Annotated in this window: 20 protein-coding genes; 5 read left to right on the top strand and 15 right to left on the bottom strand. The window is 39.9% G+C overall.

The annotated features are described in order from the left end of the window. Window positions 1–353 precede the first annotated feature (353 nt). Both LXL81_RS22960 and LXL81_RS22955 read right to left on the bottom strand, forming a co-directional pair. On the bottom strand, window positions 354–995 hold the full coding sequence (locus LXL81_RS22960) for a bifunctional 4-hydroxy-2-oxoglutarate aldolase/2-dehydro-3-deoxy-phosphogluconate aldolase (protein ID WP_234649255.1): 642 nt from the start codon (window positions 993–995) through the stop codon (window positions 354–356). A 19-nt stretch (window positions 996–1,014) separates the two neighbouring features. Beyond that, window positions 1,015–1,995, bottom strand: coding sequence for a hypothetical protein (locus LXL81_RS22955; RefSeq protein WP_234649253.1), 981 nt, complete (start codon window positions 1,993–1,995; stop codon window positions 1,015–1,017). A 223-nt stretch (window positions 1,996–2,218) separates the two neighbouring features. Between LXL81_RS22955 and LXL81_RS22950 the strand changes: the two genes are divergently transcribed. Beyond that, window positions 2,219–3,376 carry a cysteine desulfurase family protein gene (locus LXL81_RS22950; protein WP_234649251.1) on the top strand — a complete coding sequence of 386 codons (1,158 nt, stop codon included), beginning with the start codon at window positions 2,219–2,221 and terminating at the stop codon, window positions 3,374–3,376. 20 nt (window positions 3,377–3,396) lie between these two features. Beyond that, a complete protein-coding gene (locus tag LXL81_RS22945; protein ID WP_234649249.1) occupies window positions 3,397–4,626 on the top strand; it encodes an XdhC family protein in 1,230 nt (409 codons plus the stop codon). Window positions 4,627–4,657: 31 nt separating this feature from the next. Here LXL81_RS22945 and LXL81_RS22940 read toward each other — a convergent pair whose 3' ends face one another. The 9 genes from LXL81_RS22940 to LXL81_RS22900 form a co-directional block, all read right to left on the bottom strand. Beyond that, a complete protein-coding gene (locus LXL81_RS22940) occupies window positions 4,658–5,260 on the bottom strand; it encodes an NTP transferase domain-containing protein (protein ID WP_234649247.1) in 603 nt (200 codons plus the stop codon). A gap of 174 nt (window positions 5,261–5,434) precedes the next feature. Continuing rightward, a complete protein-coding gene (locus tag LXL81_RS22935) occupies window positions 5,435–7,579 on the bottom strand; it encodes a xanthine dehydrogenase family protein molybdopterin-binding subunit (RefSeq protein ID WP_234649245.1) in 2,145 nt (714 codons plus the stop codon). Between the two features lie 2 nt (window positions 7,580–7,581). Continuing rightward, complete coding sequence (locus LXL81_RS22930; RefSeq protein WP_234649243.1) at window positions 7,582–8,043, bottom strand: (2Fe-2S)-binding protein; 462 nt, start codon at window positions 8,041–8,043, stop codon at window positions 7,582–7,584. Between the two features lie 151 nt (window positions 8,044–8,194). Further along, window positions 8,195–9,355 carry a DUF3095 family protein gene (locus LXL81_RS22925; RefSeq protein WP_234649241.1) on the bottom strand — a complete coding sequence of 387 codons (1,161 nt, stop codon included), beginning with the start codon at window positions 9,353–9,355 and terminating at the stop codon, window positions 8,195–8,197. 146 nt (window positions 9,356–9,501) lie between these two features. Further along, window positions 9,502–10,509, bottom strand: coding sequence for an aldo/keto reductase (locus LXL81_RS22920; RefSeq protein ID WP_234649239.1), 1,008 nt, complete (start codon window positions 10,507–10,509; stop codon window positions 9,502–9,504). A gap of 90 nt (window positions 10,510–10,599) precedes the next feature. After that, entirely contained in the window at window positions 10,600–11,469 is an 870-nt protein-coding gene (locus LXL81_RS22915) for an AraC family transcriptional regulator (protein WP_234649237.1), read from the bottom strand. 87 nt (window positions 11,470–11,556) lie between these two features. Then, a complete protein-coding gene (locus LXL81_RS22910; protein WP_234649234.1) occupies window positions 11,557–12,291 on the bottom strand; it encodes a TlpA disulfide reductase family protein in 735 nt (244 codons plus the stop codon). 198 nt (window positions 12,292–12,489) lie between these two features. Further along, window positions 12,490–13,242, bottom strand: coding sequence for an SDR family oxidoreductase (locus tag LXL81_RS22905; RefSeq protein WP_234649233.1), 753 nt, complete (start codon window positions 13,240–13,242; stop codon window positions 12,490–12,492). Window positions 13,243–13,322: 80 nt separating this feature from the next. Beyond that, window positions 13,323–13,889 (bottom strand): TetR/AcrR family transcriptional regulator, encoded by a 567-nt coding sequence (locus LXL81_RS22900; RefSeq protein WP_234649231.1) that lies wholly within the window; start codon window positions 13,887–13,889, stop codon window positions 13,323–13,325. Window positions 13,890–14,087: 198 nt separating this feature from the next. Between LXL81_RS22900 and LXL81_RS22895 the strand changes: the two genes are divergently transcribed. Beyond that, on the top strand, window positions 14,088–15,119 hold the full coding sequence (locus tag LXL81_RS22895) for a glycoside hydrolase family 43 protein (protein ID WP_234649229.1): 1,032 nt from the start codon (window positions 14,088–14,090) through the stop codon (window positions 15,117–15,119). A gap of 55 nt (window positions 15,120–15,174) precedes the next feature. Here the strand turns inward: LXL81_RS22895 and LXL81_RS22890 are convergent, their stop codons facing one another. Together LXL81_RS22890 and LXL81_RS22885 are read right to left on the bottom strand one after the other, a co-directional pair. Continuing rightward, window positions 15,175–16,206, bottom strand: a complete 1,032-nt coding sequence (locus LXL81_RS22890; RefSeq protein ID WP_234649227.1) for an aldo/keto reductase — start codon at window positions 16,204–16,206, stop codon at window positions 15,175–15,177. Window positions 16,207–16,508: 302 nt separating this feature from the next. Next, the gene (locus tag LXL81_RS22885; protein WP_234649225.1) at window positions 16,509–18,044 is read right to left on the bottom strand and encodes a SulP family inorganic anion transporter; all 1,536 of its coding nucleotides are present in this window, start codon (window positions 18,042–18,044) and stop codon (window positions 16,509–16,511) included. A 218-nt stretch (window positions 18,045–18,262) separates the two neighbouring features. On the opposite strand from LXL81_RS22885, the gene LXL81_RS22880 reads away from it, so the two are divergent. Both LXL81_RS22880 and LXL81_RS22875 read left to right on the top strand, forming a co-directional pair. Then, entirely contained in the window at window positions 18,263–20,683 is a 2,421-nt protein-coding gene (locus LXL81_RS22880) for an ABC transporter permease (protein ID WP_234649224.1), read from the top strand. Between the two features lie 127 nt (window positions 20,684–20,810). Beyond that, window positions 20,811–23,168, top strand: a complete 2,358-nt coding sequence (locus tag LXL81_RS22875) for a mechanosensitive ion channel family protein (protein WP_234649220.1) — start codon at window positions 20,811–20,813, stop codon at window positions 23,166–23,168. 27 nt (window positions 23,169–23,195) lie between these two features. Here the strand turns inward: LXL81_RS22875 and LXL81_RS22870 are convergent, their stop codons facing one another. Beyond that, window positions 23,196–23,759 (bottom strand): DUF4468 domain-containing protein, encoded by a 564-nt coding sequence (locus LXL81_RS22870; protein WP_234649218.1) that lies wholly within the window; start codon window positions 23,757–23,759, stop codon window positions 23,196–23,198. Between the two features lie 37 nt (window positions 23,760–23,796). Beyond that, window positions 23,797–24,147 carry a bacillithiol system redox-active protein YtxJ gene (gene ytxJ / locus LXL81_RS22865; protein ID WP_234649216.1) on the bottom strand — a complete coding sequence of 117 codons (351 nt, stop codon included), beginning with the start codon at window positions 24,145–24,147 and terminating at the stop codon, window positions 23,797–23,799. Between the last annotated feature and the right edge of the window lie 227 nt (window positions 24,148–24,374).

The raw sequence follows: 24,374 nt of genomic DNA, 5'->3' as shown, positions 1-24,374 counted from the left end.
TATTCTGCAATGACAAAAATGGAATGGCTAAAACAGTAGTTCCATTTTTTTTGCTCAGATCGACAATGATCAAATTATGCGGAGATTACTATTTGACCAATATTCCAGGAGACTCCGATGGAGTCGGAACGAGGGGTACTTTGTCCTTTGCTATAAACATGAAACTGCTACGCCGTTGTGAACGTGCAATCTGGTAAAACGAAATTTGTTTTAAACAATTTTCACCAGCTCCTTAGGAGCTTCCTGTTTATAGAAAGTCATAATCTGTCATAATCATGGTCCGTAGGAGCCTCCTATTCCGGAATTTAATTGGCTATTGTTTCTAGTTCAGGAAGACCCGAAAAACAAGCAAATTATCTATTATCCAACTTTTCAACGAATTTTTGAAAATGCAGTTTAAGTCCGGTCCAGTCTTTGTCTTTTATGAATTTTTTGTCAAAAAGCTGTCCGCCAATACCAAGACCATCCGCACCTGCTTTTAAAAACTCACTCATGTTTTCAAGCTTGATACCGCCGGTTGGTAATACTTTAATTTTGTCCAATGGTGCCTTTAAATCCTTGATGTATTCAGGTCCAAGTGAAGTGGCCGGATAAATTTTTACCATAGTCGCGCCGTATGACCAGGCGTTATAAAGTTCGGTTGGTGTAAACCCACCCGGGAAAACCGGTATTCCTTTTTTGACACAGTATTTTATAACTTTTTTGCTAATTACCGGCGTAACAATAAACTGGGCACCAGCATCTAAAGCAATTTCCAGATCATCTTTTGTACAAACCGTTCCGGCACCGATGTTTAATCCTTCACTTTCAAATTCACAGGCATACCGGATAATCTCTTCTGCACCAGGCGTGTTCATGGTAATTTCCAGGGTCGTTAGTCCTGCCTCGCGGAAAATCGGAATAATCTGTTTCACCTCGTCCAGTGAAAGATTTCTGATGATACCCACTATTGGTGCTTTGTCAAATAACTCGTTTGAAAACAAATCCTTACTCATACGTTATGTTATTGCGTTATCATTTCTCGTTTGCCGTTGTGAAAAATTCATAGTTAATTTTCCACTTCACCTCTTTTCCTGGTTCAACATTCAACTTAATATAGGGTTCAGGACATGCTGTTGTCGGGCACGACCAGTATACCAGTTTTTCGATCGGCTGGTCACTGGTGATCTTCACACCTGCACCTGTTTTTACGTTTTCAATTTTCAGATTATAATCTTTTGCAGATGATGTCAATCCTTTTAATCCGGCACTAAACACATTTTCTTTGTTTGCCAAAGGTCTGGAATAGATGATGGACTTTCCTTCCACATTCGCAATGGTTCCAAAACCTTTGCCATCCGCAGCTACGTCAAACGGAAAAGTAATTTTTATTCCCGGCCCGGTTGGCTCGTTATCGATCATGAAAAAATTGTGGTCATAAACACTGGTCGAAATCACTTTTTTACCTATATTTTTCAGACTGTGCTCCAAAACGAGTTCCGGTTTGCCTTGCACCAGTTTCACAATTTTAGTGTAAACATAACCGTAGCCCGTTTCATCGGTTAGCTCATGCGTAAATTCGACAAGGTCATTTTTTCTTTTTACCGAACGTTTGCCATGGTTGACCACTTCATAATTTGTGGCGAAAGAATACGGTTTGTCATCCGGCTTTTTCAAAACCCCTACGCCAATTTTCACAAAATCCGAGCCGGCTTTTGTATCTGCAAAGTCCAGTGCCACAAATTCTTCAACCGGTCCGCTTATCGCGTCATGAATTTTCGGATCATACTTATCGAACCATTTCCCAAAATAAGTATGGCCCTTATATTCCAGACTTGGTATTACGCCTGACCAGTCAAATCTTGTTCCCTGATAATAGCCGTTGCTGACGTCGGGCAAATATAATTTTGCATTTACAATACCATTTGTAATATCTGCTTCCGGAAATTCGGTTGCTGTGAAAACACCGCTGCACAGACTGATTACTAATCCTATGCTTAAAAATTTCTTTTTCATCACTGCATCATCTTGGTTCACTAATAAAAGTGTGCAAATTTTAGTTTTACTTATGAGGATCAACCATTTTCGGTTTGTGAGTCTATCTATTTTACTCACCTGATAGATACGTCATATGTCTAAAAACCAGGAAGAAAGTAAAGTTTATTAATCAAATATTTGCTAAATCTTGTCAAAAACCTCAAATTAGAAATAAGATTTAATTACTAATATCAAATTACCATTGAAACTACCCATATATCTGGATAATGCGGCAACGACTCCGATGGACCCAAAAGTTCTCGAAGAAATGCTCCCTTATTTTCTGGAAAACTTCGGGAATGCATCGAGTAATTCACACGTTTACGGATGGACTGCTGCTGAGGCGGTTGACATCGCCAGACAGCAGGTGGCAGCATTGATCGGTGCGCATCCATCTGAAATCGTGTTCACTTCTGGTGCGACAGAATCCATAAATCTGGGCATCAAAGGTGTTTTTGAAAATTATAAAGAAAAAGGAAATCACATGATCACGTGTGTAACGGAACATCGGGCTGTATTGGATACCTGTGACTGGATCGAAAATAATGGCGGTAAAGTCACTTATCTGCCCGTAGATCCGGAGGGCATGATTGATCTGAAAGCACTGGAAAATGCTATTACCAGTGAGACAGTCCTGATTTCTATCATGTATGCAAATAATGAAACAGGTACTATTCAACCGGTTCAAAAAATAAGTGAGATAGCCAGAAAACATGGAGTTTTGTTTTTCTCAGATGCAACGCAGGCCGTCGGTAAAATACAAATAGATGTCATTGAAGATGGTATCGATATGCTTTCATTAAGCGGGCATAAGTTGTATGGACCAAAAGGAACCGGAGCTTTGTACGTGCGCAGGAAAAATCCAAAAGTGACATTAATATCTCAAATTCATGGTGGCGGACATGAGAAAAATATGCGCAGCGGAACATTGAATGTGCCCGGAATCGTTGGCCTTGGAAAGGCTTGTGAATTATGCATGTTGACATTGGATAGCGAAACTACTAGCATAGAAATTTTTCGAAATTCGCTGGAACGGGAATTGCTTAAAATCGACGGAACTAAGGTGAATGGAAGCGTGAAAAACCGTTTGCCAGCCATTAGCAATATTTCGTTTGCGCATGTAAATGGTGAGGATGTATTAATGAAATTATGTGCTGAAATAGCAGTATCGCGAGGTTCTGCCTGCTCATCAGTTACATCAAAACCAAGTCATGTTTTGATGGCAATGGGACTGGATGAAAATCTTGCGCTAAGTTCGTTTCGATTCAGTCTGGGAAGATTTACAACGCTTTCTCATATTGAAGTTGCAATAGAGAGAATAAAAACAATCGTAGAAAATCACCGTGGTATAACGCGTTGATCTTTTCTTATATAACGACGATGAAAGAGATTACAGATATAATAGAGGCTTATTATAAGGCAATTGCCGAAGATAAGCGCATGGCGTTGGCGACGGTTGTACACGTGGAAGGTTCGTCATATCGGCGGCCGGGGGCGAGGATGCTTGTTACCGAAGATGGACAGCTGACAGGTGCGATCAGCGGAGGCTGTCTGGAAGGTGATGCACTACGAAAGGCACTTCTGGCAATTTCGCAGCAAGCCAACAAGCTGGTGACCTACGATACCATGGACGATGATGACGATGCCAAATTCGGCATTCAGCTGGGTTGCAATGGCATTGTTCATATTTTGTTTGAACCAATCAATATCAATAAAGAAAATCATCCCATTGCCTTGCTTGAAAAAGCCACGCAAGAAAGAATAAATGTAATTCTGGTTACAATTTTTTCTATGACCAATCGGGCAAATCAACCGGGAACCGGTATGCTTCTGCTTGATGATGAAGAGCAATTTATTGCAGAAAGTCAGTTTGAGAATTATATTGATCTAATTGTCAGGGATAGCAAATCTGCTTTGAATGCTGAACAATCTTTGTTCAATACTTATTCTTTCGAAGGCAATAAGCTGACTGCTTTTATTGAATTTTTGAAACCGCCTGTTTCGCTTGTGATCGTTGGAGCCGGAAATGATGCAATTCCTCTGGTTGGTATGGCTTCTCTTTTAGGCTGGACAATTACCGTTGTGGATGGCCGCGTTAATCAGGCAACAGCACAAAGGTTTCCATTGGCACACAATGTATTGGTAGCAAAATCGAGCGAGGTACTTTCACAAATTCCATGTGATGCACAGACGGTTTTTGTACTGATGACACACAATTACAATTATGATCTTGGTGTTCTTCGTGAATTTTTGAAAAGTAAAAATTCAATTTATATTGGAAGTCTGGGACCAAAAAAGAAACTTGAAAGAATGTTTGACGACTTGAAAGACGACGGTTTTGAAATTACCGATCAACAAATGTCAAGAATGTATGGCCCGGTAGGATTGGACATTGGCGCGGAAACTTCGGAGGAAATAGCACTATCAATTTTAGCAGAAATAAAAGCCGTTTTAAATAAAAAACCTGGAACATTTCTGAGGGACAAGCAGGATGTAATTCATAGTCGTTCCGTTCAGATTATGCCGCTTGTCGAAACAAGAAGGATGCAAAATGTTCTTGATTTTCCGGATGAAGAAGTTTCAGGTTCCTGCGGAATCGGACCGATTTAGTGAAGATAATTTATAGAATAATTCAATTTTACTATATCAAATCTTTCTGCATCAACAACTTCCTGTAATCGTCGGCTGTATCCATATCAATATTTCCAAGTGGAAAATCTACGGTTGACATCCGGTCATTATTTTTTAAAATAATCTTTCTGGCACCAACGTCACCCTTTAATTCCATCAGTTCCGGAAAGATAGTTCTATCAAAAATCACAGGTGTTCCGGCGATTTCTGAATAATGGCTTGCTACAATGCGTTTTGCTGAAAGTCGTTTTACACTAATCAGCTTTTGAAGCAGATCAACGCTCACAAAAGGCTGATCACAAACCATGAAAATAACCTCATGAATAGCAGGATTATTTTCTGTTAAATAATTCAAACCAGCTCGAATCGATGAAGCCATACCTTCTTCCCATTCCGGATTAAACACAATTTGAACCGCACTGCTTTTTATTTCTGATTCAATACGCTTCCTTTCAGCCCCGATGACTACGATTACATTTTCAACCACTTTCAGGGCAGTTTCCACGCAGTGGCATATCAGACTTTTCCCTTTAAATGGTAAAAGCTGTTTTGGCTGACCTAACCGGGCAGATTTTCCAGCAGCCAGAATTACGATAGCGGGGCTAGTTTCCATATGATATTGATTAAATTTATTTACCGGATTACTTAACAGGTACTATCGTAATAAGTACAAATACTAAGCCAGATAATTTCAGGATAATCATTTAACCGAATATTTCATAAAAGAAAAACAGTTCAGCCAAATACAAAGTTGTATATAGCTGAACTGCCGGTTTGGGTGTCGTTTTTAAGATATATTTTTAAATACTTCCTCTTCCATAAATGGCTGGTTGCGCAATCTTTTTTTAGTTGCCTTGTAAAAAGCATTCGCGGCAGCTGCACCCGCTGGCGGTAATGCCGGCTCTCCCAAGCCAGTTGGAGAAATTCCATTATCGACAAAATGCACATCCACTTCTGGTATTTCATTCATTCGGATCAAACGGAAACCATTGAAATTATTTTGATCTGGTGCCCCGTCTTTAAAGGTCAGGTTACCATACATCGCATGACCAATACCATCCACAATTCCGCCGCGAACTTGTTGCAGAGATCCGCTTTTATTGATCACAATACCGCAATCCACTGCGGCAATCATGTTTTTTAAAACCGGTTTCCCTTTTTCAACAACAACTTCACCTACCTGAGCAACATAGGAACGGTGTGAAAAATAAACACTGAAACCCTGGTGAACACCTTTTTTCTTACCCCAGTTGCTTTTTTCCGCAGCAAGTTTAATTACGGCAATCATTCGGTCAATATCATACTTTACTTCTCCTGCCGGCGCTTTTTTTGCTTTTTCCAATAATTCCAAACGGAATTGAATTGGATCCTTTCCAGCTGCTTCGGCTACTTCATCTAAGAAAGATTGTTCCGCATAAGCAAGGAAATTAGTGATCGGCGCACGCCATGGACCTGTTGTTATCGGGGATTTATGATCAACCGAATCAATTAACAAATTGTCAACAGCTCCTGACGGGAAATTATCTTCCCGTGTCGGATTTCCCGCATTCATGCCAACACCACGCAATTTATATCCAACCAATTGACCGGTTTTATCCAAAGCCGCTTCAAAACGATAACGAACTGCCGGCCGGTAGGTTCCGCCCGTCATATCATCCTCCCTCGTCCAAACCACTTTAACCGGTGCCTTCATTAATTTCGAAACATGAGTTGCTTCAATGGCATAATCGGCTGAAAGCCTTCTACCAAATCCTCCTCCTTGTCTGGTAATTTCAACCGTAACTTTCTCAGGTGGAAATCCGGTGATTTTTGCAGCTTCTGTTCTTGCACGATCCGGCGTCTGCGTTGGCCCCACAAGTTCAACGCCATCTTCCCTGACATGTGCGAAAAAGTTCATGGGTTCCAGTGGACTATGCGGTAAAAACGGACACTGATACTCAGCCGTTACAATTTTAGCTGCATTCTTAAATGCTGAGTCAACATCGCCGTTCTTTCTCCTCACAGTTGCTTCTCCGCCGTCCAGTAATTGTTTGAAAATACGATTATGGTCGGCAGAACTTTCAAGATCGAATTCTTTTTCATATTCGATTTTCACAAGCTCACGTGCTTTTTTTACCTGCCAGGTAGATTTTCCAACAACAGCTACACTATTTTCAAAAGTTACGACATCGACAATACCAGGCATTTTTTTTGCTTCTGTGGAATCAACCGATTTCAGTTTTAAACCAAAAGCTTTTGGACGCTGGATTAAGGCAAATAACATTCCTTCCCGGTAAAAATCCAGTCCGAATAGCGGTTTGCCCGTTATAATATTTTGATTATCAACATTACGGACACTTTGCCCGATTAGCGTGAAATTCTTTTCATCTTTTAATTTAATTTCTTTTGGAATCGAAATCTTCGAGGCGTCCCCGGCAAGCTCTCCATAAGTGGCTGATTTACCAGAGGCTTTATGGAAAACTTTGCCTTTCTCAGTAGTGATTTCCGAAGAAGCAACATTCCATCTTTTCGCTGCGGCTTCTACCAAAAGGTATCTCGCCGTTGCTCCGGCTTTCCGTAACCGTTCCCACGAATGTGGCACAGCACCACTCCCACCCGTAACCTGGCGCTCATATTTATTCGTATCAAGGTTGGCCTGAACCGTTTTCACCTGTTTCCAGTCGGCATCAAGTTCTTCCGCCACGATCATCGGAAAAGCAGTTTTTATACCCTGTCCGATTTCAGGATTTGGAGAGAATATGGTGACAATGTTATCCGTTCCGATCGTAAGAAAACTATTGAAATTGATGGCACTTGCCGCGGCAGATTCCGGATTAACAATGCCGGGAAGTGCAGCCGCACCCGACCAGCTGAAACCCAAAAACAATCCGCCACTTGCCGTTGCCGCAATTTTAAGAAAATTACGTCTTGAAGTCTGTTCTAATGTCTGCATGATTATTTGGTTTTGGAGGCTGCCGATTTTACTGCTTCACGAATCCGGTGGTATGTACCGCAGCGGCATAAATTACCGCTCATTGTTTCCACAATCTGGGCGTCGGTAGGTTTAGGATTTTTCTTCAAAAAAGCAGCCGCCGTCATGATCTGTCCCGCCTGACAGTATCCGCATTGCGGCACGTCGATTTCTTCCCAGGCCTTTTGTACCGGATGGTCGCCTTTTTCTGACAAACCTTCGATCGTAGTTACTTTCCCCTTTCCAACAGCCGATACCGGCAAAACGCAGGAACGAACCGCCTCGCCATCCACATGTACTGTGCAGGCTCCGCATTGGGCAATTCCGCAACCAAACTTGGTACCTACCAGTCCCAGATTATCACGAAGCACCCATAAAAGCGGAGTGTCTTCTGCCACATCTGTTTCATAGCTGCGGTTGTTGATTTGTAATTTTATTAACGCCATGGTGAAATTGTATTGGTTTTAACAATCCGGATATTATCAAAGAAAAACGAACGAAATTTCAGGAATGAATAATTGCCGGTTTTGACTTTACAAGTTAAAAAATATTTTGTAAAAATCAGTGATGACAACAGTTTACAAGGGATATCTGCGATCAGCTCAATCGATTTTTCTGTTTCAAAATACCTGCTGCTCTGGTATACCCGCCTTCTGCACCGTCCACAAAATGGATGTGTGCATTTTCTTCATTAGGCACATAGCAAGACATAATCGATTCTTTACTAACGAAAAGACCATATTTTATTTTGCCTTCAATTTCCATATTATTAAGAGCATCTTCCAGAATTAACCGTTGTTTTGTATTGCCCGAAATAACGGTATTTATGCGGCCATCGATCACCAAAGTATCAGCCAGCTCAACAATTGAGCTTAAAAACGATTTCCCTTCTTTTGTATTAAAATAATAGGGGCCAAACAAAAGTATGAAGCGATTATAAACCATATAGAGGAAACGAAGGCGACCAAATTTGACCTTCATTTCAAGTTTTATTTTTGCCAGGGTCGATTTCAATTTTAGCTTGGACACAGATATTGGTTGTCGATTTTGCGGAGTACCATAAACATTGTCTATCAAATCGACAACTTCTTTAAATATGACTCCCTGCTGCGCCTCATCTTTCGCAATAACTAACAGGCTGATTACCTCATCCAGATTTTCAGGAGGGGCGATTCTGTCCCAGCGGCACTGCATACCTTCAAGATCAAGTAACTGACTTTCAGATTCCAGTAATTCCCGTTTAAAGTCTTCTCCTTTGATCAATTTTTCGGCATAACTTAATCCATCTCCAAGTACCACAGGGATAGAAAAAATGCTTGAACTTTTAAATTTACTTATCCTCAGTGCAAAGCCATTTTGATAAACCTGACATACCGGAATACGGCCGACACGCAGATCAATATTAAAATTCTGAGACGTATTGTCTTTATGAATTTGCAATGACCGCATCACTTCATGTAGAATCAAGGGCGGAATGATACAGGTAGCACCATCACCTCCAAAGAAAAAAGGTACGCTAAGATTATGTTTCCGGGCGATATTTAAAACAGCCACAATACAGCCGGTTGCAATCAAATTCACCGCCTCGTGTAATCCATTTTGAACTGCAAGTGTTGAATTTTTGACATCCGTTACAACGACATGCCAGTCGTCAGGCAGTTTGTAAAAAAGTTGATCTTCAATAAGCAGGTCGCTCAGAGAGATTTTGTTGACCGGCAATGCCGAGTAGAATAAATCATTTATCGACAACGTCTGCATTATTTTCAGGGCTCATATTTTTCAAATTTAGTTCATTTGAACGATATGATTCCGCTTTTACATCACTTTAATACAATATTATCACGCACAAAAAAAACGCAATGCTTTTACACTGCGTTCAATTTCTTTATCAAAAAAAATTTGTTCTATCTGTTACTTCTACCAAGCATCCAGCCTGGATATTCAACCGGAAGTTTACTGACTTCATCCAGAATTTGTAATTCTTCGGATGAGAAAGAGATTTCAACTGATTTCAGATTATCTTCTAATTGTTCAATTTTATTCGCACCGATAATAACGCTGGTCACGGCCGACTGATGCAAAAGCCAGGATAACGATAACTGCGCCACAGACGCCCCTTTGGATTCTGCCATGGGCTGCAATGCCTCAATAATACTAAATGCACGATCTCTATCAACCGGGAAAGAAGCAAAATTAGTTAGCCTTCCACCCGTTTCAGATTCTCCATTCCGGTTGTATTTTCCACTTAACAAACCAGCAGCCAAAGGACTCCAAACCATCAATCCTATTTTTTGATCATTTAAAAGCGGAATCAGTTCACGTTCAATATCCCTTCCTGCCAACGAATAATAGGATTGCATGGAAATAAACCTTGCCTTATCATTATAACTGGAATATCCAACGGCCTTCATCAGTTGCCAGGCAGAAAGGTTGCTTGCGCCAATATACCGAACCTTTCCGCTTCGGACCAGATCATCCAGAACGTTCACTGTTTCTTCAAGAGGTGTTATTGGATCAAAACTATGGATCTGATATAAATCAATATAGTCCGTTTGTAATCTTTTCAAACTGGCTTCGACCTGCTGCAAGATATGTTTTCGGGTAAGACCCTGGTTATTTGGCCCCTGCCCCATAGCTCCACGCACTTTGGTACTAATGATCAGGTCATCGCGGTTTAATCCAAGATTACGGATAGCCTGACCTGTCAGTTCCTCCGACATTCCCTCAGAATATACATTCGCCGTATCAATAAAGTTGATTCCGGCATCAACTGACTTTTTAACTAATTGATCAACAGCATCCTGACCCAGACTTCCCATGGCTTTAAAAAATCCTTTACCGCCAAATGTCATTGTCCCGAGACATAATTCAGAAACTTTCAATCCCGTGTTTCCTAATACTTTATATTTCATTTTGCTTCTATTTATTGATAGCGCAAAGGTATTGTTCACAGGACGGACAAAGTTCTTGTTTTCAAAGTAAAAACTATAAAAATCAAAGTATTATTTCCGGAGCGACAAGGGCGTAACACCTACGTTTTTCTTAAAGAAATTATTGAAGTAGCTCGGATATTCAAAACCCAGACAAGAGCCAATGTCAGCAATACTCCAGTTGGTATGTCTTAAAAGCGCTTTTGCTACGTTTACAATTCTGTCTGTAATATGGGCAGTGGTAGTTTTCCCGGTAACTTCCCTGACTGCGTTGTTCAAATGATTTACATGAACGGACAAATTTTCCGCAAAGTCATTGGCTTTTCTCAGTTTTAGGACAAAATGAGGCGAGTCTATCGGAAATTGTCTCTCCAATAATTCAAGAAACAGGCTTGTGATTCGGGAGGCTGCATTATTATGATGCACATCCGACAAAGCCGGCTGCATTTTCATTCCTTCATGAATCAATAGATTGACGTAATTCCTTATCACATCATACTTATATAGATAGGCAGAATCCATTTCAGCAACCATTTTCTCGTAAAGTGTGTAAATAAAGGAAAGCTGCGAGGGGTCTGGAAAAAATATTTGATTACTACCGACCTTAAATAAAGGTGATTCCTGAATACTATCCAATCGTTCTTTTGTTTTCAGGAAATCTTCCGTAAAAACGCACATACGTCCCGAGCGATCATCTGAAAAAACTTCAAGCGAGTATGGGACGAGGGGATTAGAAAAAATCAATGCAGGTTTATTTATCTCAACTGATTTATCTGCAAAATGAATTTTGGCTGGCCCGTTAATACTCCAGATTTTGTAATAATCCCTCCTGTTGTATGGCACAACAGGCGTTGTTCCACTACCCTCAAAAATCTGGGCCTTGAATGGAATAACATCTAATTGATAATTTACGGGAGGCGGAAGTAACTCAGCAATTTTCATATTTGTCATGCTGCAAAGTTAATAAAATCAAAGGGCACTTCGACTTTCTCCTACAAATATTCAGGTATGAGCGTTTGAATTCCAGTCTTATCGAAGCGACAATTCTTTGATTTTATCAAACTCCGTATGAGGCGCCATAGCTCTGACAATTCCTTTTTTATCAATCAGGATAAAAAATGGTGTTTCGGTTACTTTGTAACGATGATTGAATCCGTAGGAATTAGGTACAGGAATGAAACCACAATTCCGTTTGGGGATAGCCTTTCGGCATTCTTCATCGGTATTGATGGTTGTTCCAAGTGAAACGATTTCAATACCTTTTTCATGATTCTCTTCGATAAAATCAGAAATAATTTTCGTGCTTTCGAGAGTATAGAGAGGCTTTTCATATTTAACCCAAAATCCCAGGAGAACGTATTTCCCTCTGAGTTTGTCTGAATCGTAAGTTTTTCCATCCAGTCCGGTCATCACAAAAGGCGGAATAGGTTTTCCAATTTCCGGCATCCCGTCTTCATCCAAGGTCAGCGTGATACCCGTTTCAACTTCCGACTTGGTTTTAGGTATCAATGCAAACGAAGAGGCTTTTCCGTATTTATCAAAAACCGGTTGTGTACGATATCTGCCCGGACTTTTCTTTAACAATTCGTCATAAGCCTGGTAGCTGATCCGTTGGCCGGTTGCCTGATTCACAATCACCGTTTCATCATTCATTACAAACTGCTGATTCATTTTCCCCTTGCTCCTCACTACCTGAGCCGAAGATGTCCGGCTGTTATGCACAAAAAAAATGATCAGAATAAACCAGATAAATCTGAAATTCATAAAGGTTTTTGAATTTGTTAAGACCAAAAAAGAAGGTTTTTCTAATTTAAAAATATGGTTATATAACTGATTTGACCTGTCTAATATTTTAAGCTGGTTATTATTTTCAATACAACCATAAATATTGAAATAACTGGAAACGAAAAATACCTGAATCGCGCTTTGCAATTCAGGTATTTAATCACAACGGGGCGTCTGTTACCAGGCGATTGTTTCGTCCATATGAAAGTATCCGCCTGTCGGGCCATCAGCCGGAAGGGTTGCCAAACGTACACTTGTCTCTGCTCCATCTTCCGGAGACATCGGTGCTGCCGATCCGCCAAGCTCGGTATGAATCCATCCAGGATGAACTGAATTCACTTTTATGTTAGTATCAGTTAATTCATTGGAAAGATGAACCGTAAATGAATTTAATGCGGTTTTTGAAGTGCTGTAAGCGAACATTTTAATTCCATAAACTGATGAAGATGGATCAGTAAGCAAATTCAGCGATCCAAGTGTACTCGAAACGTTGACAATTCGTCCCGCATCTGATTTTTTGATCAATGGTAAAAGCACCTGCGTACTGAAAACCACGGCGAAGAAATTCGCTTCCATTGTATCGCGTAATACTTCCTCAGAAACTTTGCTAACAGGGAATTCATTTCCGAAAGACGATACCGGGTCGCCTTCTAAACTCAAACCCGCATTGTTGACCAGGATATCCAGTTTCCCGAATTTTTTGTCAAAATAGTCGTATGCGCTGGCGTAATCATTTTTATCCGACACATCAAATTTTATATAATCGGATTCAATTCCTTCCTCCTTTAACTTTGCAACGGCCGCTTTTCCGGAATCTTCATTTCTTGATCCTATGACTGGAAATATACCCAGCTTACCTAGTTTTTTTGCTGTTTCAAATCCGATTCCGCGATTCGCGCCGGTGATAAATGCAATTTTTTGTTCTGACATGACCTTCTTTGTTTATGATTAATTGAATGTTTACTAGTTTTTAATTACTTACTAATAAGTAAGTACAATGGGCAAATTTTTTATACTTGTAGTTCTAATTTGATCTGGCTGATAATTGCATCGTAATGGTCGTTTCCGATAAGTCGCGCATGCTGCAAGCCACCAGCCATCGCCGAAGTTATTAAAGACGCCTTATGACTTGCCTCACCTCTAAAAGAAAAGGCATTTTCTCTCCTGCCCGATTCCAATAAATCCGTGAACCAGTTTTTTATAATTTTGAAATAGTCAGTAGCGGCGGTTTGCATCAGTGCAGGAATTTCATTGTAGTCAGATGCGCTGGCACCAATCATACAAATCCTGTTTTGATTTTCGAGATATTTCCGGTAATTAAACATAAACGCTTCCAACTTCTCCCAATGTTCCAGCCCGGAAATAGCGGCCATAAAGTTTTCAAATCGCTCAACTTCCTGTCTTATTACCTCAATACCCAAATCTTCTTTATTGGGATAGTGATAATGAATCGCTGCATTTTTAATACCCAGCTTTGACGAAATCTGTTGATAGCTCAATGACGGATATCCGCCTGCAAGAATGATATCTGTTGCCAATCCAACTATCTTTTCCTTTGTATCCGTTCTCGCTTTCATAATATTCAAATTCGACATGACAAATATACTTACTTATATGTAAGTAAAAAAACTTTTTGGCAATTTTATTTTTATTAACTCTTAATCCTTTTTTTTTTTCAATTCGTTATGAATCAATTCTGGATGGTTACTTTCAGCAGTTTTTGCGTCTAAGTAATTAAAATATTCCCTCCCATTACTCAGACCGTATGTAAGTTTATGAAAATTTCAATTCACGCACTACTATTATTTTTTCTGCTTTTACAAATTAATACAACCGTTCTTTCTCAAAAATTATCTCAAAAACAATTTCCGGAGAGTCAAATGTTACAAGCTGGTGTATGGAAAGATACTGATGGCCATTTTATAAATGCCCATGGCGGAGGAATTCTTTATCATCAGGGAACATACTATTGGTATGGTGAAATAAAAAAACAAAAAATCTTGCTTGCTGGTCAAAAACAGGATTCTTACCGCGTTAAGGCGTCTGGAATCTCCTGTTATTCTTCAAAAGACTTGAAAAGCTGGAAATTTGAAAAGACAGCACTTACGACTACCAGTTCGGATGATCTTAGTGACCTGGATACTGGTCGGGTCATTGAAAGGCCAAAAGTAATTTACAATCAAAAAACCAGGAAGTTTGTCATGTGGATGCACATGGATAATAAGGATTTCAGCCTTTCCAGCGCAGGGGTCGCTGTAAGTAATAATCCGGAAGGACCTTTTCAATATCTGGGCAGCATAAAACCAAACGGACTGGATACTGGCGATGTTACGCTTTTCAGGGATGATGATGGAAGCGGTTACCTGATTAGTGCCTCATCAGACAATAGCACAGTCTTCATTTCCCGGTTATCGGATGATTATTTAGCAGTTACCGGTCAATATCTCCGAATCTCAGACGGAAGGCAACGCTCTGCTCCTGTATTATTTAAATATGGAAAAAAGTATTATCTGATTACTTCAAATGTTTTAAGATGGAATCCAGGGACTTCTTCATATGCAGTATCAGATACGCTACTGGGAGCCTGGAAGGAAATGGGAAATCCGTGTATTGGTCCGTTTTCAGAAACAACATTTTCATCTCAGGGAACCTTTGTTTTACCAATTGACCCGAAAAACGGCAAGTTTCTGTTTATGGCAGACAGATGGAATCAAACTGATCCTGAAAGTTCAAGATATTTGTGGCTGCCAATGGAAGTAAAAGGAGATGTTATCAATATCATGTGGTCGGCAAAGGTGCCTGATTAACATACAAAATCAGTAAAGTGCTTTGAATTACAGCACTTTACTGATAATGACGAAATTAGTAAAATTTCGGATCAGGATTTAATTTCTGATTTCCTCTCTGATGCCAATATGGATAAATGGGTGGTACCTCACTGGCGGCGTCAAGTTTTTTAACTTGTTCAGTGGTAAGATTCCACCCGGCTGCACCCAAATTTTGTCTAAGCTGTTCTTCATTTCTAGCGCCAATAACAATATTTACAACCGTTGGACGCTGCAACAGCCAGTTTAGTGAAACCTGAGCAACCGACTTGCCAGTTTCCTCAGCCACTTCTTCCAGTATATCTACAATATTATAGAGCAATTCAAAATTGGTTTCCGGTCCCTGAGAACCGCCCTGACTTAAACGGCTGCTCTCCGGATTCGGCTGATTTCTTTTGAATTTACCACTTAAAAGTCCGGCTGATAAGGGACTCCACACAATGGTACCAACATTTTGATCGATTCCCAAAGGCATCAGTTCCCATTCAAATTCTCTGTTAAGCAGCGAATAATATGCCTGATGCCCTGCATACCGGGACCAGCCATGTTTTTCAGAAGCTGACAAAGATTTCATCAAGTGCCACCCGGAGAAATTTGAACAAGCAATGTATCGCACTTTTCCGCTGCTTACCAGATCGTCCAGCGTACGTAAGGTTTCCTCAACCGGCGTATTTCCGTCAAAACCGTGCATATGATAAATATCTATATGATCAGTATTCAGACGGCGTAAGCTATCTTCACAAGCCTGAATCAAATGCGCCCGCGAGGATCCATAATCATTGCCACCATCTCCCATGGGAAACGTGGCTTTTGTTGAGATCAATACCTGATTTCTCAAACCTCCCAGGGCCTTACCAAGAATTTCTTCTGATAATCCTCTCGAATAAACATTTGCGGTATCAAACAAATTAACGCCTTCTTCCAGGCATATGTTAATCAACGTTTTAGCTTCTTCAACCTTTGTTTCACCCCAGGCTTTAAAAAACTCGTTTCCTCCACCGAAGGTTGCAGTACCAAAACTTAAAACCGGCACTTTAATCCCGGAAGCACCCAATTGTCTGTATTCCATAAATATCAGAAATTACATTAATTAATAATTGAATTTCAATCTACTATCTTATTTTGGTTAAACTGGTTTAACCAGGGATAATTTGTATCTCAATATTTAATAATTTTAACACAAATGATGCCAGGATAATTTCGGATACCAGATTGTGCCGTAAAATTTTAATAATTTCCAAATAAAGATTATTTCAGTTTGAATTGCCGATTTAATATCAACTTATCACTGTTAGGAAAATTTACTTTATTAAAATAATCCACGCATAACTTGTATAAGGCGATTCAACGAATATCCTAGCACTTTTACAATCAGCCTTCAACAGGAAGTTTATAAGTTGGATCTTCAATTACATTTACTTCAATTACGGAATCTGCATTTTTAAGCAGCAACCGGCAGTCCTCACTGAGGTGACGAAGCAGTAACTTCTTATCTGCTTTTTTATATCGCTCCGTTAGTTTGTTAAGTGCATCAATTCCGCTCATATCTGCAATACGGCTTTCTTTAAAGTCGATTATCACCTCTTTTGGATCGTTGGAAACATCAAACTTTTCTGTAAATGCCATGACCGATCCGAAAAATAGCGGTCCATAAATTTCGTAGTGTTTTACTCCATTTTGATCAACATATTTTTTTGCCCGGATGCGTTTAGCACTTTCCCAGGCAAATACCAGTGCCGAAATAATGACGCCAATCAGTACAGCCAGTGCAAGATTACGCAGCCAGATTGTAATAACTGCCACAAGTATGCCAACAAAAATATCCTGTTTCGGCATCTTGTTTATGATCCTGAAGCTTCCCCATTCAAAAGTCCCGATCGCCACCATGATCATAACCCCCGTTAATGCGGCCATGGGTATTTTTTCAATAACAGGTGCGCCAAATAATATGACCACCAGAATTGTGCAGGCGGCAATGATACCAGATAACCTTGCTCTTGCTCCTGCCGAAATATTTACAAATGTCTGGGCTATCATTGCGCAACCACCCATACCAAAGAAAAAACCATTCAGGATATTCGCGCTTCCCTGAGCCACACATTCCCGGTTTCCATTTCCACGATTACCGATAATTTCATCGACCAGGTTTAGCGTCAATAAACTTTCTGTTAAGCCGACACCGGCCATGATTAATGCATAGGGAAAAATGACTTGTAACATTTCCAGATTTAAAGGAACAGACGGAAAGTGAAACGGGGGAAATCCGCCACTTACGGAAGCGATATCTTTTACTGTTTTTGTATCAATTCCAAAACCAAGTACCAGGGCAAAAACTACGATGATGGCAACAAGGGATGCCGGAATTGCTTTTGTCAGTTTTGGCACAATAAGTACAATCGCAACCGTTAAAGCGACCAAACCGGTCATAATCCAGAACGGTTTTCCCGAGAGCCAAACCTGTTGTCCGCCAGAGATAGTTTTGAACTGCTCGAATTGTGAAGTGAAAATAATAACGGCAAGACCGTTAACAAATCCATACATGACCGGCTGCGGAACCAGACGAATAAATTTGCCAAGTCTGAAAATCCCGACTAGAATCTGAAAGACACCAGCCAGAACTACCGCCGCAAAAACGTACTCAAGGCCATGTGATTGCATCAAAGCGATCAATACAATCACCGTTGCCCCTGCTCCACCCGAAACCATTCCAGGCCGTCCGCCAAAAACCGCCGTTACCAGCCCCATAATAAAGGCAGCATACAATCCGGCCAAAGGTGGAAATCCGGCCAGAATTGCAAAGGAAAGTGACTCCGGCATCATCGTCATCGCAACGGTAAGTCCGGCTAATATTTCGTTTTTGTAGTCTACTTTTTGTTTAAAGTCAAATAAATTGAGATATCCCGTCATTAGTCAAGTTAATATGATTGCAAAAATAGGGCTTTACTACCGTTTGTAGTCTAAAAAACACATTTCATTATGGCCTGACGTGTCCGATAACGAACACTTCAAGTACGCTGGTGAACGAAATTATTCTTGATAAAATAGCTATCTGATTGAATATGAGAACTCTATTTTAATGGCATAAAATTGGAGTAAATAGCAGGAAGGCTAACTATCTTTATATCATGCTGCAAAACTATTTTAAAATCGCCTGGCGGAGTCTTGTCCGGAACCGTGCGTTTTCTGCCATCAATATTATCGGTCTGGCGATCGGTCTCGCATCCTGTATGCTAATCAGTCTGTATGTGCTTGATGAGCTGAGCTTTGACAGATATAATGAAAAAGCCGGTCAGATTGTCCGTGTGATTTTAAAAGGCACGATGCAGGGTGGAAAATTGAATGAGGCGCATGTGATGCCGCCGACGGCTCAGGCACTTAAAGCAGATTATCCGGAGGTACTTTCCGCTACTCGTTTACGGCACGGAGGTTCCCCAAAGGTTGTGCTGGGAGAAAAACAATATTCAGGAGATAATCTGGCTTTTGCAGATTCTAACTTTTTCCAGGTTTTTACACTTCCTCTTCTGAAAGGCGACGCCAAAACTGCCTTAATGGAACCAAATTCGCTGGTCATTACTCAAAAACTGGCCGATAAGTACTTTGGCAATTCGGACCCTATTGGCCGGGTTATTAATTTCAAAGGAGAAAATACAGCTTATAAGGTAACTGGCGTAATTGAAAAAGTACCGGAAAATTCACATTTTCATTTTGATATATTTGCTTCCATGGCTGGTTATCCCGATTCCAGGTCATCGTCCTGGATGACGTCGGAATATTTTACTTATCTGGTATTACCGAAGGGATATGATTACAAAAAGCTTGAAGCCAAACTTCCACAAACAGTAGAAAAATACATGGCACCACAATTGAAGGTAGCCATGGGCGTAACGATGGATGAATTCCGTAAAAGCGGCAATAATCTTGGTCTATATTTACAGCCCCTGACGGACATCCACCTGCATTCTGATTTTGGTTATGATCTTGGCAATAATGGCGATATCAAATACGTCTACATTTTTGGAGCGGTTGCCATTATTATGCTTGTCATTGCCTGTATCAATTTCATGAACCTTTCTACGGCCGGTGCTTCAAAACGTGCCCGTGAAGTTGGGGTGAGAAAAGTGATGGGTTCGGAAAGGAAAGAACTGGTATATCAATTTTTGCTGGAATCCATATTACTAACATCCATCGCCATGATTCTGGCCGTCATTTTTGGTTATCTGGCTTTACCACTTTTTAATAGTTTGTCAGGTAAAAATCTGACACTTCAATTTACTGCTATCCCGTCACTTTTACCAAGCCTCGTTCTTTTTGGTCTTGTGGTCGGCATATTGGCTGGTAGTTATCCTGCATTTTTTCTTTCTTCGTTTAAACCGATTTTAGTGCTGAAAGGAAGAATGGTCAGGGAGAGAAAAAGTATCAGTTTACGAAGTGGCCTGGTAGTTGTTCAGTTTTTTATTTCCATAACACTAATCGTCGGAACGACAGTGGTGTATCAGCAACTACGTTTTATCCAAAATAAAAAGCTGGGATACAGCAAAGATCAGGTGCTGGTCATCGACACCTGGTCGTTAGGTGAAACGAATAAGGAAATGTTTAAAGAAGAGCTGCTTCGCGACCCACGTGTGAGCCATGTCAGTTCATCGAGCTACATTCCGGCCGGTCCTTCCTACAATAATAATTATATGGTGTATCCGGATGACAAAAATACACAGCTGGTGAAAACCCTCCGATATGATGTTGATGCAAGTTATATCCCAACCCTGGGTATGGAAATGGCTGCCGGACGCAATTTTTCAAAGGAGTTTGGAAATGATTCCTCTGGTGTTATTATTAATGAAACAGCCGCAGCCATGCTTGGATTTAAGAAGGACGCGATTGACCGGACTATAACCAATACAAATAATGAGGGCGGAAAAGGAACATACCGTGTAATTGGCGTGGTTAAAGATTTCCATTTCAAATCCTTGCATGAAAAAATTACACCACTTGTTATGATTCTTGGTAAAGATGCCGGCAATTTTCTTGTCAAAGTAAAGACCAAAGAAATGAAAAATCTGCTTGCAAACATGGAAGATAAGTACAAGGCATATAAATCAGAACAGCCATTTTCATTCTCGTTTCTGGATGAAAGATATAACAATACTTACCAGGCCGAACAAAAGACTGGTTCAATTTTGGGGATATTTGCAGGCCTGACCATTTTTGTGGCATCACTTGGACTCTTTGGATTAGCTACTTTTACGGCGCAGCAACGTACCAAAGAAATTGGCGTAAGAAAAGTTTTGGGCGCATCCATTGGCAGCATTGTAACATTGCTATCTGGTGAATTCATCAAACTTGTCCTTGTGGCATTGGTACTCGCAATACCGGTTGCCTGGTACATAATGACCCAATGGTTGCAGGATTTTGAATACAGAATTTCAATTGAATGGTGGGTGTTTGCAATCTCCGGTCTGTTTGCCATTGCGATTGCATTGCTCACCGTTAGTTATCAGAGTATCAAAACGGCGCTCATTAATCCAGTTACATCGATCCGCATGGAATAAGCCATTTTATAAAAATAGTCAGCCAGCAATCGTGTAACCATTCGGTTATATCATTGCTGGCTTTTTATTTTCGCTATCAGGCATGTTATTTGCAGTCGATTTTCATGCGATCATTTAATAATCTGAAATGAGAAAATTCATTGCAGCAAGTCTGTTTCAATTCAATATGCGTTTTAAATTAATTTTTCTGGCAGTCCTTCTGGTCCAGGGATTTTCCACTTTTGCCCAAAATAAAAAAATAGCGATCGATTCCAGTGTTGTTATACCAGACACTTTATTATTTCGTCTTGAAAAATATCAGGCAGCGATTAATGATATAAATGCCGCTAATAAAAAAGGATATGACGGAGAGAAAATCAGGCTTTTTCTTCAACGTATCAAGGTCAATGTTGCCCAGATCGACTCTGCGATGCAGGTTGATAAAACGATTCCGGATTCAAAAAATCTTTTGAATTATCGGCTAATGCTGACCGATGCACAGCTCAAAACCGGTTCGTGGCGAAAATCCCTGTCAAAATATAACTCTGAACTGCAACGTATGTCCGAACAGGTTATCCAGTTTGGTAGAGATTCGTTGTTAATGGTTGATAATAAGGACACAACGCAACGCCAGTTTTATGCTCAGCAAATTGCAGATGTCAGAATTCGTTTACAGGAAACCGGTAAGATAACCGTGGCCAACCTAGATACAGTCAGCCGTTTATTAGCCGAAGTTTCAACCGTTTATTTCAAAACAACTGACCTGCAATCGGTTGTTGATGATTATCTCAGAGAATCCGGCAAAAATGTTTTAAACAAAGAATACAGTTATTTATGGAATGCGACAAAGCTTGACAGTACCGATAAAATCAGTAAGCTTGTCAAGGTTTCGTATTTTGGCCAGGATAAAATTTTACGCTATTTTTTCAATTCAACCTGGGACAACCGAATATTACTGCTGCTCGTCTGCGCTGGATTTTTCTGGTGGGTATACATCAATTTCAGACTTGCCGGAAAACCGGAATTATCTAAAACCATAGGTGAATTAAAGTTTAATTATGTCGGCCGCATTCCAATCTTATCCACGCTGGTCGTCTTATTCAACATAACCCCGCTATTTGAACCTGATTCTCCGGCCATTTATATTGAGTTAAATCAGTTTTTTCTCCTGATCACACTTACAATCTTTTTATACCGCCGACTTCCAAAAAATCAGCTTCGTGTCTGGTTTGAGATTATTGGCTTGTACGTACTGGTAATTTTCAGCAATGCCTTTGTCAATGAAAGTTTTGTTCTTCGCATACTGTATATAGGTTTAAACGGACTTTCCATTTATTTTGGCATCTGGCTTTACAGAAAAATGAAAGAAGCCAATTTTGAGAAAAAATTCATTAAACCTGTCGTGGTAATTTATGTGATTTTGAATATTCTTTCTGTTTTGCTGAATATTTTCGGACGAATCAGTTTGTCAAAATCATTTAATCTTACTGCTATAAACGGGTTAATCCAGGTGATAAGTCTGGCCGTTTTTATTCAGGTTGTTTTGGAAGCGATGGAATTGCAAATTAAGGTAAGTTCCTGTTCGGGAGGATTATTTTCAAGACTTAATATCACAAAGGTAAGGACTACATTTAACAGAATGTTAGCGTTTTTATCGGTCGTGCTTTGGCTGCTGGTTTTTGCTATCAACCTTAACATCATAGATACTTTTGTCGACTTGTCTCAACAACTTTTAATAAAACCACGCACTTTCGGCAGTATCACTTTCACCTTCGGAAATATTTTATTTTTCATTGTCATTATATTTATTTCCAATCAGTTACAAAAGAATATTGGAATACTTTTCGGAGAAAAAGACACCAGTTTCGGAAGCAGTGCCGTAGAAAAAAACTCTAAACTCGCATTAATACGCTTAATTATAATCGTATTAGGTTTCCTTTTTGCCATTACCGTCTCAGGTGTTCCGCTTGACAAAATAACGGTTTTGATTGGAGCGCTGGGCGTCGGTATCGGGCTGGGGCTTCAAAATGTGATCAACAACTTTGTGTCCGGCATTATTCTGATTTTCGAAAAACCTTTCAATATTGGTGATTACATTGAACTTGCGGATAAGAAGGGAAAAGTACTGGATATAGGTATCCGTTCCAGTAAAATGCTGACGCCGCAAGGATCGCGGGTTATTATTCCAAATGGCGATTTATTATCAGGCCGGCTCGTTAACTATACTCAAAAAAATTCTAGTCTGAAAAGCGAATTGATGTTCAAGGTAAACATTGAAACGGATCTCGAACTTGTAAAAAGCCTAATCAACGAAGTAGTTGATCAGGCTGATGATATTATCAAAAACGCACCAAGACAAATTTTGTTCAACGCCATCACAGTTGACAGCGTTGAGCTTAAAGTTTTGGTTTGGGTAAGCAGTGTTTATGTTGAAGCTACGTTCAAAAGTTTTGTTCTGGAACAATTACTCAAAAAATTCAAAGAGAATAATATCAAAGTAATGTAACTTATGAAACGTCTGTTAATATAATACTTACAAATCTCCATCCGCAGACATAGCTAATTTCAGGGAAGCAAGCAAACCATACATGGCCTGATTAATCTGATCATTGTCAACTTTTGCCTGTTTAAGTGCCTCCTCTGCTATCGATTTTTTCTTTCGGCCAGATTCGGTTTTTAAAAGAATTTCCTTTTCCAGTATCTCGTCATTCTGCTTTTTCCCTATTGAAGTTACAGTCTGACTTTTTGAGATTCCTTCCACTTCATTAATCGTTACGTGGTATTTATTATCCTCACAATCAACAATCAACGTATAACGCAGATATTCAAATGACGGTGTTGATACAGGCGTATAACTGTTCAAAACCAGTTTTCCAGATTGCTTATTCTCTGAAACAACAACATTCTGGTAATTCCCAAAGGTTTTTACAACCCATTTTTGTGCATTTTGATACAGTACGTCTTTCGTTTTTTCCAAACTTGCCACATCTGTGTAAACTACTTTTTTCTGGTTATCCACCGGCAAATAACCGTCCTGGCCAAAACTACGAAAGCTCACAAGACTTAATATCAATAACAAAAGTTGTACTTTTTTCACAAGGAGAATTTTGAGTTAAGAAACGATAGAAGACAAATTAATTGCTTAACTCCTTGTCCAGGCTGCTGATCTTAGCCGAGATATTTTTTAAAACAATCGATTCATGCGAAGTGTCGAAAACACATTTGCCGTCTTTTACAATTAAAACCTGTGGCGACTCATGTCTGATATTAAATTTTTCAGCTACAAAACGGGAAATATCACGGTTTTGAATCACATCCACAATATAAAAAGGAACGGCATAATCTGCTTCCGATCCTGATTTCATATTCCTGAACGCCATCAGGCTGGTCATACAACGTGGACTATGTTTGTAAATCAGGGATAACTCTCCCGAGTTTGCAAGTTCTTCTACTTCTTTTTCTGATGTTAATGTTATCCAATTCATGCTTATAAAGTCAAGTAATCAATAATCTGATTTGTAATAAACAAAGAAGTTGGCTTAGCAGTTTAAAATTTGTCAAAATAAATATTTTTTTGGTGGGTTTCTCGCAGAGCAGATAAGTAAAATAAGCAGAGAACGCAAAAATTTGAATTTTTCGGCCTTGGCGTTTTCAACTTTGCGCCTTTGCGTGAAACCTTCCTTCTTACCTGGTTCTACAACAGCAAAGTATT

Origin of the sequence: Dyadobacter sp. CY356 (assembly GCF_021440195.1) — a bacterium.
GTDB lineage: Bacteria > Bacteroidota > Bacteroidia > Cytophagales > Spirosomataceae > Dyadobacter.
Note: the sequence above shows the minus strand (reverse complement) of the source record. Positions and strands in the feature narration are given on the sequence as shown.

Coding starts and splice junctions, on each gene's coding strand:
- LXL81_RS22960 (WP_234649255.1), bottom strand. CDS start 995: ATGAGTAAGGATTTGTTTTCAAACGAGTTATTTGACAAAGCACCAATA.
- LXL81_RS22955 (WP_234649253.1), bottom strand. CDS start 1,995: ATGAAAAAGAAATTTTTAAGCATAGGATTAGTAATCAGTCTGTGCAGC.
- LXL81_RS22945 (WP_234649249.1), top strand. CDS start 3,397: ATGAAAGAGATTACAGATATAATAGAGGCTTATTATAAGGCAATTGCC.
- LXL81_RS22940 (WP_234649247.1), bottom strand. CDS start 5,260: ATGGAAACTAGCCCCGCTATCGTAATTCTGGCTGCTGGAAAATCTGCC.
- LXL81_RS22935 (WP_234649245.1), bottom strand. CDS start 7,579: ATGCAGACATTAGAACAGACTTCAAGACGTAATTTTCTTAAAATTGCG.
- LXL81_RS22930 (WP_234649243.1), bottom strand. CDS start 8,043: ATGGCGTTAATAAAATTACAAATCAACAACCGCAGCTATGAAACAGAT.
- LXL81_RS22925 (WP_234649241.1), bottom strand. CDS start 9,355: ATGCAGACGTTGTCGATAAATGATTTATTCTACTCGGCATTGCCGGTC.
- LXL81_RS22920 (WP_234649239.1), bottom strand. CDS start 10,509: ATGAAATATAAAGTATTAGGAAACACGGGATTGAAAGTTTCTGAATTA.
- LXL81_RS22915 (WP_234649237.1), bottom strand. CDS start 11,469: ATGAAAATTGCTGAGTTACTTCCGCCTCCCGTAAATTATCAATTAGAT.
- LXL81_RS22910 (WP_234649234.1), bottom strand. CDS start 12,291: ATGAATTTCAGATTTATCTGGTTTATTCTGATCATTTTTTTTGTGCAT.
- LXL81_RS22905 (WP_234649233.1), bottom strand. CDS start 13,242: ATGTCAGAACAAAAAATTGCATTTATCACCGGCGCGAATCGCGGAATC.
- LXL81_RS22900 (WP_234649231.1), bottom strand. CDS start 13,889: ATGAAAGCGAGAACGGATACAAAGGAAAAGATAGTTGGATTGGCAACA.
- LXL81_RS22895 (WP_234649229.1), top strand. CDS start 14,088: ATGAAAATTTCAATTCACGCACTACTATTATTTTTTCTGCTTTTACAA.
- LXL81_RS22890 (WP_234649227.1), bottom strand. CDS start 16,206: ATGGAATACAGACAATTGGGTGCTTCCGGGATTAAAGTGCCGGTTTTA.
- LXL81_RS22885 (WP_234649225.1), bottom strand. CDS start 18,044: ATGACGGGATATCTCAATTTATTTGACTTTAAACAAAAAGTAGACTAC.
- LXL81_RS22880 (WP_234649224.1), top strand. CDS start 18,263: ATGCTGCAAAACTATTTTAAAATCGCCTGGCGGAGTCTTGTCCGGAAC.
- LXL81_RS22875 (WP_234649220.1), top strand. CDS start 20,811: ATGAGAAAATTCATTGCAGCAAGTCTGTTTCAATTCAATATGCGTTTT.
- ytxJ (WP_234649216.1), bottom strand. CDS start 24,147: ATGAATTGGATAACATTAACATCAGAAAAAGAAGTAGAAGAACTTGCA.